The following is a 13,258-nucleotide window of genomic DNA, read 5'->3' as shown; positions in this document are numbered from 1 at the left end:
AAAGGCTGCATCGGGACAACGGTCGTTGTGCGAAAGTCCAATTATAAGAAAGGGCTGCCCTAAGGCAGCCCTTTTTACGTAGTCATAGATGGCAGTTCTGGCGTTCAGCCATTCATCACCTTGCCCATGTGGCGGCCGGTGTCGACCATCCGGTTGGAGAACCCCCATTCATTGTCATACCAGCTGACAACCCGCACCAGCCCTTCGGCAGTGACAGCAGTCTGCGGCGCGGCAAAGCAGGAGGAATGCGGGTCGTGGTTGAAATCAATGGAGACCAATGGGTCAGTCTCATAGGACAGGATACCAGTCAGAGCCCCTTCGGAGGCCGCCTTCATTGCGTCGTTGATCGCGTCGACTGTTGCAGCTTTCTCAGGAATGAAGCTGAGGTCCACCACGGATACATTGGGTGTCGGTACGCGGATTGCCGACCCCTCCAAACGACCTTTGAGATGCGGAAGCACTTCTGAGATCGCCCGTGCCGCACCGGTCGATGTGGGGATCATCGACAGGGCAGCCGCGCGGGCCCGGTAAAGATCCTTGTGACTGGTGTCATGGGTCGGCTGATCACCGGTGTAGGCGTGGATGGTGGTCATATACCCGGTCTTGATGCCGAATGTGTCATCCAGAACCTTGGCGACCGGCGCCAGACAATTGGTGGTGCAGGAGGCGTTGGAGACGATCACGTCGTCCTTGCTCAGGTCATCATGGTTGACACCAAACACCACGGTACGGTCGACATCCTTGCCTGGTGCAGAAATCAGAACCCGCTTGGAGCCATTTTCCAAATGTTTGGCAGCAGTGTCACGGCTGGTAAACAGGCCTGTGCATTCATACGCGATATCAACGTCTTGCCAGGGTAGTTCTTCCGGATTGCGGATCGCGGTCAGGCGGATGCTGTGGTTGCCCACTTGCATGGTGTCGCCGTCCACCTTTACGGAGGCGCGCAGGCGGCCATGCACGCTGTCGTATTTCAGCAGATGCGCCAGAGTTTCCGCCGGGGACAGATCATTGATGGCTACAACCGTGATGTCATCGGCGTTGCTCTCCAGCAGAGCACGCAAAACGCCGCGGCCAATACGTCCAAATCCATTAATTGCTATCTTCAGGGTCATATGTGCAACTCCGGTAATGATGTGGGTGCAGCCCTCGGCGGGCAAGCCCGGTGGTCTGACAGTTGCGGCATCGTTATCGCTAACACTGGCAAAAATCAAGCCCGTTCACCGGGCGACCATGGGGTATGATAGATCTACAGGGTAGCACGTATAGGGGCTGGCGTCGCAAAGGTGAGTTCTGTTGATCCGTTGCGGTAGGAGAAGCTGATGTCTTTGGGGATCGGACAAATCCCCGTCTACTGCGGAGCCACCGCAATCAAAGGCAGCGCAATACAGTTGAGGCCGCTTCAGTGAACGCGACAAAACATGGTATTGGCCAAGAAGTTGGCCACGCTTGCCGCCGTGGGGGCCACTGTCGGTTCGATCAGTGTTAACTATGCGCAGCGGGTTAAGGGTTCGACGGCCCGGTTCGATTTTAGCGACAGGCAAGCACGGGTGCCTCCGCCTCAATGAAGGGATCCGCAAACTTCAAGATACGCGAACTGACCAGCTCCGTGTTCTATTAACAATTCTGGATAGGTTCGTCTGGATCTGCCGCCGGGCCAATGTCGCACCACCATACCTATCTCAGAGTGGTTCTTCGACAGGAGGGTTCTGGCGGCTGCGTCATCTGCGGCTCCGGGCCGATCGCTCAAGTGCGCGCGGCCTCGAATGCGCTCCAGGCGGCCTCGAATGCCTCAAAGTCAAAACCGTCCTGGCGGGCGGGATCCAGCACCAGCTTTTCCGTCTCCAGCAGCTTGCGGATTGCGTCCTCAAGATGCGGCAGAACCGCTGGTGGGATCACCAGCGCGCCGTGGCGATCGGCGTGAACCAGATCGCCGTCGCTGATCTGGAGGCCAAAAACCGTGACCGGTGTGCCGATTTCCTTCACGTGAACAAACCCATGCGATGGCCCGATAGATCCGGCAACGACCGGAAACCCCTCCGGCAGATCACCCAGATCGCGCATCACCCCGTTGGTCAAGGCGCCGCTGATACCGAAGCCTTTGTGGACGGTGGTGTTGATTTCACCCCAATAGGCGCCAATGCAGTTGGGAAAATCAACATCCTCAACCACTGTGACGGCGGGGCGGGGGCCGTTTGCCATGTGGCGATAGTAATCCATGCGCCGTGCCTTGATCACCTCGGGCGGCTCGGTGGGGGGCGCCAGCGCCGAGATCCTGGCGGTCCGCGCATAGCCGACCATGGCGCCTGCCTCGGGGGCTGAGGCCAGCATGGTGCCGCGGGTGAATGCGTTGAAGCCGCGTTTGCCTTCGGCGACCTCAATCGCGTTGCAAACAGTAGGGGTGTCGACGTGGCGCAGCAGGTCCAGAAGTGTCGGGGTCATAGGCTCTCCAGCCAGCGACGTAGGGCCGCTGTGGTTTGGTCAGGGGTTTCCAGCGTCGGTAGATGACCGGCACCATCGAGGATTTCCAGATGGCTCTGGGGGAGCAGCTCATGCATCAGCTCATGACGGTGCGGCGGGCAGAGCGCATCATCGCGCCCGCATAGAACCAGCGTGGGGCGAGCGAACTGCCGCAGTGTTTCGCATTGATCGGGGCGATCGCGCAGCGCCTTGGACTGGTTGACAAATACCTCCGGTCCCAGATCGAGCGCCATTGCCATACAGAGATCAAGAATCTGAGCCCGGTTGGGGCCTTCGGTCAGGTAGTTGGGCTTCATCTCATCGCGCATCACCTGTTCCAGCCGTCCCGCGCGCGCCGCTGCCATCTGCGGCTCTCGGCGGGCTTGCACTTCGGGTGTTTCGGACAGCGGATTGGTGTCCATCAGGGCCGCGCCGAGAATGCGTTCGGGGGCCTGCCGGATCAGCTCCATCGCGAGAATGCCGCCCATGGACAGCCCGGCTACGGCAAATCGCGGGGGGGCAATCTGCAGTATCGACTGCGCAAGCGCGACCATGCTGTCGGCCTGCCCGATGGGGGTGGTCATCAACGGGACATGACCCGACAATGCTGCGACCTGTGGCTGAAACAGCCGCGCATCACACATCATACCGGGGAGCAGCAGAAGCGGTGTCACGCCCGCCCTGCCGCGAGTTTTGCGCCTTCGGACAGGGCCGAGAGTTTGGCATAGGCGATATCAGGATCAACCGCGCCAAACCCGGCAAAGGTGCCAAAGCCACAGTCTGATCCGGCAATCACCCGGTCCTGACCCAGAATAGCGGTAAATCGCTCAATACGCTGGGCGACGACCTCCGGGTGTTCGACAAAATTTGTGGTGGTATCAACAACGCCGGGCACCAACACTTTGTCATCGGGGATCTGCGCCTTGTGGTCGCGGAACACCGTCCATTCGTGAGCATGCCGTGGGTTGGAGGTTTCAAACAGCACATAACGCGCCTTGGTCGCCATCAGCGGGGCAAAGACCTTCTCCATAGAGATATCGCAGCAATGTGGCCCCTCGTAGTTGCCCCAGCAGATATGCACGCGGACCTTCTCGGCGGGCACGTCGGACAGCGCGTGATTCAGCGCTTCAACGTGCATCTGGGCGACTTTCACAAACTCATCATCGCTCAGATCCGTGAACAGCATGTGACGCGACAGCGCCAGATCCGGGCAATCCAGTTGCAGGTCAAGCCCGGCACCGACGATGGTTTCATATTCGGCCTTCATCGCATCGGCGAGCGCGGCCAGATAGGCTTCGCGCGTCGAATAGTAATCGTTCTGCAAAAACAGGGAGATGACACCAGGGGAGGCGGCATTCATGAACCCGCGATCCGCGCCATGCTCTGCCATCGCGAATTTCAGATTGGCGATATCTTTTTCCAGCTCTCCCTGCCCCTTGGAGCGGACCTCTCCGGTGCACATGGGGCGGGCATATTGCGGAGTGTCGCCATCGTCCGCGAGCCGTTTCAGAAACCCGGGAAACATCTTGAGATCGGCAGGCGCGTTGCGCGGGCTGTCGCCGGAAAACCCGGTGTAGCGGTCCTTTACATAGGTGGCATAGGAAATTTTGGAGGTCTCGCCATCGCTGACAATATCAATCCCGGCCTCGACCTGTTTATTGACCGTATCACTGACCGCAGCGCGCATGCAGGCATCGAACTCCGCCTGATCAAACGGCTGCTCCCGTTCGCGGGCAAAGATGAAATCGACCACCTCCTGTGATCGGGGAAGGGAGCCTACGTGGGTTGTCTTGACCATGTGCCTGGTGTCCTCAAATCAGATCGGTGGCGCGGGGGCGCTGCCCTGAGATCGCCCCCGCGCTACGATTGTATGCGCGGGGGCAGTTGCTTTAGCTGCCTGTCCAGGTGGCGCCGGCCGGATCATCGGTGGCGGTGACCCGGTAGAGGCTGGCCTCACCGGTCATGGAGGGTTCCAGGCTGTGTGTCTCACCGGCCTTGATCAATGCCGTGTCGCCGGGATTGAGGGTTGTTTCGCCCCCCTCCCAACGCAGCCGCCAGTGGCCGCGCACCGGCATCAACACAGTGTGCTGATCATGGCTGTGCATGTCAGCAGGCAAAGATCCGCGGGTCAGGAAATCGACGCAGAAACCGGGTTTGTCCTTAAGGAGCGCATCTGCACCAATCACCTTCGCCGGTTTGTCACGGGCCAGTCCCATCAGATCCCAGTATCGCGCGACATAGTCACGCACGACCGCTTCGACCGGGACCTCCGGGAATGCAGCCAGCTCGTCCTCACTCAGCAAGGGCATGGGGTTGATGCCGTCGGGCAGGGAAACCCCTTTCTTGCTGTCGTAGAGCACGCCGTTTTCACCCAGGACCAGCCCGTGGTCGCGGGCGTCCTCGATCACTTGCGGTGCCCATGTGACACCGCCACCGGCATCATCACCGCCGAGCACAGCCATGATCATTCCGTAGTCGGTGCCGATGTTCTCAAAACCACGGAAGATGCCAGTCGGAATGTTGAAGATATCACCTTCCTCGGCGACAAATTCACCGGCATCCCCATGGCGGCCCCAAAAAAAGCGCCAACGCCCCTTCAGCACGAAGAAAACTTCGGCGGTGGTGTGGCTGTGCAGGGAGTTGCGGCATTTCGGCGGCTGGCCTGCAGCGCCGATGTTGAACCCGATCTGGTCGGTGATATGGACATGTTGGTCCGGGCTTTCGGAAACGCCGCCGCCAATGATGGTGAAGTTTTCCTTCTGATCGGACCCGGGCGTATGCGCGTCGATGAAGGCGGTTTTGCAGGGGCGCAACTCACCGTAGCGGACGATGCGGTCTTGAATAGTGCTCATGTGTTTTCTCCGATTTGGGTATTGGGTTTGACAGGGTTCAAACCCGCACCCCGGGAGGGCGGTTGTTCAGGCGGCGCGCGCGTAGGGAAGCCCGGTGCGTATGATAGCGCCGCGCCGCCTGACTGGCATTCAGATATGAGGTCTGGGCGTTCACTCAGAGGTCGCCCGTCTGCAGCAGGATCTGTTTCCAGACCGATGTTTCGTCAAACAGCGTGTATTCCCGGCGTAGGCCCCAGGGACCGAATTCAGCATGGCTGGCCCCCAATATGAACACTTCGGCGCCGGTTGGCTTGCCAAAGGCGCCCCAGCCGTCGTGTTTGCCATGCAGGGTCCAGCGCAATGCGGCGCGAGGGGGCATCATGGGATCGTCACGGCCAATCTGGTGCTCGATGGTGAACTTGGCGTTTGGGAAGGACGCACGCAGCCCCATCCAGAACCGATCCACAGGGCCAAAACTGTGGCCGGTGGCACCGCCGGGATATTCCGACTGAACCGCACGGTCGTATTCGCTTTCGATCGTGCGCATGTCGGCGTTCATGATCCGGGTAAGGATGTCCGCGTATTTCTGTCCCCATTCATTGTCGTTTCCCCGTCCCTTATAGGGGCCAGGCTGATCGGTGGCTGGTGTATAGGGCTGTTGGCAAGCATCGGGCCCGCCCTCACGCGCAATCAGGTCGCGTGCATAATCTTTGGCGTCCCAGCCCATCTGCTGCACGATCGCGCTTTGGTCGCGGATCAACCATTCATCGTTGATCTGATTGTCGATGGCATGGCAGTCGGCGATAATGCGGTAGGTGAGCTTTTTGCCCGTTGCCTTGCCATAAACGCCGTCGCCCAGATGTGTCGCCGTGGACAACAGCCGGTGGGATGACAACATGCCCTCCTCTGGGGTGCCGGACCAGATCACGTCTTCACCCAGCAGGGTGCGGTCTGGGAATTCAGCCAGAGTGGCCATCGTGGCTGCAATGACCCCTTCGTTACCGGTGACCACCGACGCAGGCGAGCGCACAACGATGTCGGGCGCGTAGTAGTCGTGCAGGGTGGCAATACCCCGATCTTCCCAGATCTCTTTGGTGATACCGATAATGTAATCGGGGAAGTCTTTGAATTTGGGATCAAAACCCTTCATTTTTCCATCCTTCGGGAATGCGGGCAGAGCCGCGAACAATTAGTGGGCCATCAATGGCAATGCGGCGCGGCCTCTGCGGTGCGCCGTTGATTTCGTCCAGCAGAATATCCACCGTCGCCGAGACCATGCGATTGGCGGGCTGACGAACCGTGGTCATGTCGTAGGCGGGCCAGGCGGCAGTAGGCACATCGTCATATCCCACCACAGAAACATCTCCCGGCACGCAAAGCCCCAGTTCTGAGCGCAGCACATCCATCACCGCAAAGGCCATGTGATCATTGCCCACAAACACCGCATCGGGGTGGTCGCCCGTGAACATTTGGCGCGTGGCTTCGGCGGCGGTTTCCATCTTGAAGTTACCTACGCCACGGGCATGCAGCGTCAGCCCGTCTTCGGCCAGACGCTCGCAGAACCCCGTTTCGCGGTCCCGCTGGGTCGAGGCGCCTTCCCAGCCAGCGATATAGCCGATCTTACGATGTCCGGCGGCCAGCAGAAAGTCCGCGACCTTGCGCCCGCCTGCGTAGTTGTCCGAGGTGACGGCTGACATGCTCTGGTCATCTTGCGACCGGTTGAACAGGACCATCGGCACACCGGCGGCGCGGCAGCGATCTGAAAGCTCCGACGACATCGCGACCGAGGCGGCGATAATGCCGTCAACTTGATAATCGAGGATCTCCTCAATCACATTGTCGATGCTGGGGGCAGTGTTTGGGGCCATGAACATCAACACGTGGTAGCCGCGTTCCTGAAGCGTATTGGACAGCTTCTCCAGAGCCTCCGGGTAGAAATGGTTCTCCAGATAGGCCACCACCAACCCGATGATACGCGACCGGCCCGAGACCATGGCGCGGGCCAAAGAGTTGGGACGATAGCCTAGGGATTCCGCTGCTGCGCGAACCTTGTCCACGGTTTTTTTCGACGCGGAGGCTCCGGGGGTGAAGACCCGGCTGACAGCGGATTGCGAGACACCCGCAAGCCGCGCCACATCGGCAGAGGTGACTTTCGCGGCGGTCATTCTGCGGTCCACCCGCCATCGATCATCAGCGCGGTGCCGGTGATCAGGGCAGAGGCGTCAGAGGCCAGGTAAACCACGCCGCCCATGATATCCTCTACCTCGCCAATGCGACCCAGCTGGATTTTGCTTTCGATCCAGGCACGGCGTTCGGGGCGGTCAAAGGTGGACTGCGTGAGCGGCGTCACAATAAAGGTTGGGCAGATGGTATTCACTCGGATACCCGATTTCCCCCATTCGATGGCCATGGATTTCGTGAAACCCTCAACCGCGTGTTTGGTTGCAGAATACACGGCCCGGTCCAGGCCGCCGACCTTGGCCATCTGGCTGCTGATGTTGATCAGGGATCCCGGCTTACCGGCGGCCATCAGCCCCTTGGCCACCGCCTGGGTCAGGAAATAGGCACCCTTGATGTTCAGGTCGATCACCGCGTCGAAATCATCCTCAGTGGTGTCGCTGGCAGGGCTATGGCGCGCCAGTCCGGCGGAGTTCACCAGAATGTCAAAGGCACCGCTTTGTTTGACACACTCATCGATGCTGGCCTGAGTGGCGGCGATGTCAGCAACGTCAAGAACCATCGCCTCTGCCTGCATATCGGCGACCTGCATCTCCGCAACCAGAGCCTTCAGCGGCTCAATCCGACGGGCAGCGATGGTGACATGGGCCCCGGCCTCGGCTAGGGCCACGGCGCAGGCGCGGCCAATACCGGAGCTGGCCCCGGTCACCAGCGCGCGTTTGCCATCAAGACGAAAAGAAGGGGTGCGGGGCAGGGTCACAGGCGATCTCCGAGTTGTGGGATGGGGCCCGGATTGCGGGCTTTGTTGAACTCGCGCAGTCGGGCCATCACGTCAACGCCAAGCTGCGCATAGAGGTCAAGCAGGTCGACCAGAACCCAGTTTTCCCGGATCAACCCATTCTCAAGCCGCCAAAAATCAAGACTGCGCAGATCAATCATCTGGCCGGTGGGGGGAAGCCCCAGCCAGCCATCCGCCGAGAGGCTCTGGCGCATGTTTGGCCAGCCGGTAACAGCGGCATAATCGCCATCGCCAAAGAAATGAAAATCCAGCGTCTCATCCTTGGCGCCACGATCCGGCATCGCGTTCAGAAAGGGGATCTGATGCCAGTTGCGAAAGCCCGAAACACCGCGCGCAGTCCCAATCCCGGCGGGGCCGTACCAGTTGAAACGCGGATGCCAGAAACGCTCCATCTGCATGACCTCCGGGCCACCCTGCGCCGGGTGGCGCGTCAGATGGGCCAGCATATCCACGATATGGTCACAGGACGCTGTCGCCCTATCCCGGTCCCATGGTCCGGGGACAAACCCGTCCTGCGTCGCGGGGCCGGGGACAAAAAATTCCCGCCCGAGTGAGGGCGCCATGGGCCAGGCACCGGCCTGCATAATCAGCTCCGGGATGTCCCAGATCGCCTGCATCTCAACGATTTTCCCATCTGAGATGCGATAGAATTCATGGTACCGCATATGGCCGATGTGGCCGGTTGGAGGAATATCCAGCCAAGGTGCCACGAAGGTTCCGATATAATGCCCGCCAGCCCCCAGCCATTGCTCTCCTTTGGCGGTTTCGCCGGCCATAACGATCCAGTCGCGCCGTTCCAGATCCGGCATGGCGCGCAGCAAGGGGGCGTAAGCTGTCCGATAAAGCGCATCCGGGCCGGTCATATCGCCAAGGGGGTGGCAAAGATGGATTTCAGCTTTGGCTGAAAAAAGGGCTGTCATCGCGCTCTGCACCGGGTCCGCCGAAAAATCGCGCATCGCCGAGAATAGTTGAGATAACAGAGCCTTATGGGCGCTAGGATGGTCCATCATTGGTCCGAATGAGTAGGAGGTATATTGATGCCGGGCAGGATACCCCCCGCCCGGCAGATCGTGGATATTTATTCAGCGGCGTCGCGGTAAGGGGCGCCCTCACCATAGGGCACGTTGATCCCGCCATAGCGACGGACCCGGATGTTGCATTGCTCGGCATGGCCCACGAAGCCTTCCAGCATACACAGCCGCGAGCCGTATTCGCCGATCAGCGTTGCAGCCTCATCGCTGGTGACCTTCTGATAGGAGTGGGTTTTCAGGAACTTACCCACCCAGAGACCACCGGTGTAGCGCCCGGCCTTCTTTGTCGGCAGCGTGTGGTTGGTGCCGATCACCTTGTCACCATTGGCAACATTGGTGCGCGGGCCCAGGAACAGCGCGCCGTAACAGGTCATGTTGTCGAGGAACCAATCATCGCGGTCGGTCATGACCTGAACATGTTCCGATGCAATTTCATCGGCCACCGCAAGCATTTCGTCATAGGTATCGCACAGGATCACTTCGCCGTAGTCCTCCCAGCTGACGCGGGCGGTACCTGCGGTGGGCAGGATGGTGAGGATCCGGTCGATCTCCTTCAGCGTGTCCTCGGCAAGGGTTCGGCTGTTGGTGACCAGAACGGCGGGGCTGTTGTAGCCATGTTCGGCCTGCCCCAGAAGGTCGGTCGCGCAGAGTTCGGCGTCAACCGTGTCATCGGCGATGACCATGGTTTCGGTCGGACCGGCAAAGAGATCAATGCCCACGCGGCCAAACAGCTGTCGTTTGGCTTCGGCAACAAACGCGTTGCCGGGGCCGACCAGAAGATGCACCGGGGCGATGCTCTCAGTGCCGATGGCCATGGCGCCCACCGCCTGAATGCCGCCGAGCACATAGATCTCATGTGCGCCGCCGAGGTGCATCGCCGCGATTACGGCGGGGTTCGGCTCACCGTTGAACGGCGGGGTGCAGGCCACGATGCGGGGCACGCCTGCGACCTTTGCGGTGGCCACAGACATATGTGCAGAGGCGACCATCGGGAATTTGCCACCCGGCACATAGCAGCCGACGGATTGCACCGGGATATTCTTGTGGCCGAGGATCACGCCGGGCATCGGCTCCACCTCGATATCAAGCATGGAGTCACGCTGCGCCTGCGCGAATTTGGTCACCTGGTCCTGTGCGAATTGGATGTCTGCCATCTCGCGGGGGGAAACCTTGGCGATGATCGCCTCGATCTCCGCCTCGCTCAGCCGGTAGCTGTCGCGGTCGTAGTTGTCGAACTTGCAGGCCAACTCACGCACAGCTGCATCGCCACGCGCCTCGATATCCTTCAGCGTTGAGGCCACTACCGAGGCGGTCTTGGCGTCGTCTTCGGCCCGGTCTGCTTCGGGTTTGCCGCGTTTGAGATAGTCAATCGCCATCGTATTTATCCTTTGTTGTCGGGTCGCGGCGGTTGCTTTTCGCCACGATCAAATGCTTCCCAGCCTTCGCCGTTGAACAGATCGACGCCAAGCTGAGCGGCGACATGGGCAAAATCGACGTTGACCCAATTGTCCACGATCTTGCCGTCAACGACTTTCCAGAAGTCCATGTAACGGATCTCCACCCGTTTGCCGGTGGGGGCGATGCCAAGGAAGGTGCCGCTGTGGGTGGCTTCCTGGCGACCAAAGGCCGCAGCCCATTCGCCCATGTAGAGGCGGGCCTCGTCGATGCAGACCTTGTCGGAGAAGGCAGCCTGAAACGGACGCTGCCAGTTGTCCTGAAATTCCTTCAGCCCGGTTTTGGTGCCGCATCCCTGATTGCCCATCCAGCGAAAACCATCGGAGAAAAACTCGCCAATGTCGCCGATGCGGTGGTCGTTCAGCCCATCCACCATCTCTTCGATGACGCGGCGGGTGTCGTCTGTCTTGCTCATATCCGTGTCTTTGGTCAGCACGGCTTGTTCTGGGCGAGAGCCTTTCATTGGTCTTATCCTTTTCAGTCTACCAAGGGAAAATCTGTGATGGGGGGAGGAGATCCCGCACACAGAAAATCCCTTGGCATCCTGTTCAGCGCCGGATGGCGGCCGAGGGCGTTATCACGGAAAGAGGCGCTCATCCTTTGACCGCGCCTGCGGTCAAGCCGCTCACGATCTGACGCTGAAAGAACATCACCAGCACAAAAAGCGGGGCTGTGGCAGAGACCACGGCGGCCACGGCAAACATCACGTTGCCTTCGGTCTGGGTGGTGCCCATGAAGCTGGCGATCTTCGGGATCATGGTCTGATTGTCCTTGCTCAGCAGTATCGATGTGACGGCAAAATCATTGTAGGCCAGCAGGAAGGAGAACAGGCCGGTGGTGATGACGCCGGGCCACATCACCGGGATGATCACGTGGCGGAAAGCCTGAAGCTGGGTGCAACCATCGACCTTGGCGCTTTCGTCCAGTTCTTTCGGGATCGACTGGAAGAACGAGTGCAGCATCCACAGGGTGAAAGGCTGGTTGATCGCCACCAGAACAATGACCGTCGTTGCGAGATGTCCCCAGAGGTTCCATTCAAAAAACGGCAGCAGGTACCCGGCAACCAGGGTGATTGGTGGCATCGCCCGGAAAATCAGCGCGGCGATCAGCAGCCAGAAAGTATAGCGATAGCCGGAGCGGGACAGCGCATAGCCGCCCAGTGTCCCGATTGTCAGAGAAGTCATGACCACGAAGATACAAACCAGCGTGGTGTTGATACCTGCTTTCCAGAATTCCTCCTGGATCCAGGCTCCTTTATAACCGGCACCGGTCACGGATGAGCCATGCGTCGCCTTGGTGAGCGTGCCGGTCAGCGCGTTTGTCCAGTCAGCGATAGAGAAGAAATCAAGCTCGACCTTGAAGGAACCCCAGAAAGTCCAGAGAAACGGAAAGGCGGCGAGAGTGAGCCAGAACAGGATGAAACCATTGACCAGCAGGCGAAGGCCCAATGGGCGGCGGGTGGCGGCGGAACTGCTCATGTTAAGTCTTCCCCTTGAAATCCTGCCAGGTCCGGATCAGCACCGGGGTCAGCAGTACGGCAACGCCGAGAATGGTAAGGACGGATGTGGTCGCGGCCGAGGACAACAGCCGGGTTTCACCGCCCATGTCGTTGAAGATGATCCAGCTGAATGAGGTCGCATGCGCCTCAGCGTTAAAGCCGATGATAGGTTCGAAAACGCGGAAATTGTCCATCAACTGAATGAGCGCGACAAATGTCACCAGAGGCATCAGATGCGGTATGACAACATAGCGGATGCGTTGCCAGCGCGTAGCACCGTCGATCTGCGCGCTTTCCAACTGGTCCTGTGGCAGGGTTTGCAGACCTGCGTAGAATACCACAAAGGCAAAGGGAGCTGAGTTCCAGACGCCATAGACGATCAGCATGATCCAGGTCAGCCCGGTCGAGGCCTTGAGCGATAGTGTCGGGTCATCGGCCAAATACTGCAGCGCGGATCCGAGCACACCGCGGCTGTCGATCATCCAGAACAGGATCAGTGAGCCAATCAGCGGCGTAACGATCATCGGCAGCAGTGAAAAGAATATCACCAGACCTTTGAGATGTCGGTTGAGCGAGTTCACAGCAAGCGCGATCATCAGACCGAGCACAATCAGCAACGGTGTCACCGTGAAGGTATAGGTCAAAGTGAAGGCCATCGCGCGATAGAAGGGCAAATCATTGATTTCGGATAAAAAGCCACTGATGCTGTCGGTGCTTCGCCACGCTTCTGCAACCTCGCTCACGGCCAGATGGCCCCGGTCAAAATAGATTTGGAGGCCGACAAATTTGCCCAGTGGCTCTGCATCGCGCAGGGCACGTGTGGCCTCCTGGTCGATGGTGGTTTCTTCCTTGCAGCCAAAGGGGCCGCAGTTTTCAACCGTCACCAGAACGGCATCATGTGGCGTATGAACGGACTGGAACAACACCGACACGATGGGTAGGGCGATAAATAGCAGCATCGCAAGCCCAGTGGGTAGGAAGAACCAGAAAAAGGTGCGGTGTTTCATGA

The 13,258-nt window shown here is 59.5% G+C and carries 13 protein-coding genes; all 13 read right to left on the bottom strand.

What is annotated here, in order from left to right; all coding sequences use genetic code 11:
- Positions 1-104: 104 nt before the first annotated feature.
- Positions 105-1,112 (bottom strand): type I glyceraldehyde-3-phosphate dehydrogenase, encoded by a 1,008-nt coding sequence (gap, locus tag phaeop14_RS12350; RefSeq protein ID WP_040175464.1) that lies wholly within the window; start codon positions 1,110-1,112, stop codon positions 105-107.
- A 631-nt stretch (positions 1,113-1,743) separates the two neighbouring features.
- Positions 1,744-2,439, bottom strand: coding sequence for an RraA family protein (locus phaeop14_RS12345; RefSeq protein WP_096789699.1), 696 nt, complete (start codon positions 2,437-2,439; stop codon positions 1,744-1,746).
- Positions 2,436-3,131 (bottom strand): alpha/beta fold hydrolase, encoded by a 696-nt coding sequence (locus phaeop14_RS12340; protein ID WP_244905768.1) that lies wholly within the window; start codon positions 3,129-3,131, stop codon positions 2,436-2,438. The genes phaeop14_RS12345 and phaeop14_RS12340 overlap by 4 nt, the downstream gene beginning before the upstream one ends.
- Complete coding sequence (locus tag phaeop14_RS12335; RefSeq protein ID WP_096789698.1) at positions 3,128-4,255, bottom strand: cobalamin-independent methionine synthase II family protein; 1,128 nt, start codon at positions 4,253-4,255, stop codon at positions 3,128-3,130. The genes phaeop14_RS12340 and phaeop14_RS12335 overlap by 4 nt, the downstream gene beginning before the upstream one ends.
- A gap of 91 nt (positions 4,256-4,346) precedes the next feature.
- Entirely contained in the window at positions 4,347-5,309 is a 963-nt protein-coding gene (locus phaeop14_RS12330) for a cupin domain-containing protein (RefSeq protein WP_096789697.1), read from the bottom strand.
- A gap of 154 nt (positions 5,310-5,463) precedes the next feature.
- The gene (locus phaeop14_RS12325) at positions 5,464-6,438 is read right to left on the bottom strand and encodes a nuclear transport factor 2 family protein (RefSeq protein WP_096789696.1); all 975 of its coding nucleotides are present in this window, start codon (positions 6,436-6,438) and stop codon (positions 5,464-5,466) included.
- Positions 6,425-7,453, bottom strand: a complete 1,029-nt coding sequence (locus phaeop14_RS12320) for a LacI family DNA-binding transcriptional regulator (RefSeq protein WP_040175454.1) — start codon at positions 7,451-7,453, stop codon at positions 6,425-6,427. Before phaeop14_RS12320 ends, phaeop14_RS12325 begins: the two co-directional genes overlap by 14 nt.
- Positions 7,450-8,226 carry an SDR family NAD(P)-dependent oxidoreductase gene (locus phaeop14_RS12315; RefSeq protein ID WP_096789695.1) on the bottom strand — a complete coding sequence of 259 codons (777 nt, stop codon included), beginning with the start codon at positions 8,224-8,226 and terminating at the stop codon, positions 7,450-7,452. Before phaeop14_RS12315 ends, phaeop14_RS12320 begins: the two co-directional genes overlap by 4 nt.
- Positions 8,223-9,185, bottom strand: a complete 963-nt coding sequence (locus phaeop14_RS12310) for an ester cyclase (RefSeq protein ID WP_096790307.1) — start codon at positions 9,183-9,185, stop codon at positions 8,223-8,225. The genes phaeop14_RS12315 and phaeop14_RS12310 overlap by 4 nt, the downstream gene beginning before the upstream one ends.
- A gap of 158 nt (positions 9,186-9,343) precedes the next feature.
- Positions 9,344-10,672, bottom strand: coding sequence for a histidinol dehydrogenase (gene hisD / locus phaeop14_RS12305; protein ID WP_040179620.1), 1,329 nt, complete (start codon positions 10,670-10,672; stop codon positions 9,344-9,346).
- Between the two features lie 5 nt (positions 10,673-10,677).
- Complete coding sequence (locus tag phaeop14_RS12300; RefSeq protein WP_040175449.1) at positions 10,678-11,214, bottom strand: ester cyclase; 537 nt, start codon at positions 11,212-11,214, stop codon at positions 10,678-10,680.
- Between the two features lie 130 nt (positions 11,215-11,344).
- Positions 11,345-12,229, bottom strand: a complete 885-nt coding sequence (locus phaeop14_RS12295) for a carbohydrate ABC transporter permease (protein ID WP_040175447.1) — start codon at positions 12,227-12,229, stop codon at positions 11,345-11,347.
- A 1-nt stretch (position 12,230) separates the two neighbouring features.
- Positions 12,231-13,256: a carbohydrate ABC transporter permease gene (locus phaeop14_RS12290; protein ID WP_040175446.1), complete on the bottom strand. Its 1,026-nt coding sequence runs from the start codon at positions 13,254-13,256 to the stop codon at positions 12,231-12,233.
- Positions 13,257-13,258: the final 2 nt, after the last annotated feature.

Origin of the sequence: Phaeobacter piscinae, assembly GCF_002407245.1 — a bacterium.
Classification (GTDB): domain Bacteria; phylum Pseudomonadota; class Alphaproteobacteria; order Rhodobacterales; family Rhodobacteraceae; genus Phaeobacter; species Phaeobacter piscinae.
The sequence above is the reverse complement of the archived record's forward strand: the minus strand, read 5'-3'. Positions and strand labels throughout refer to the sequence as shown.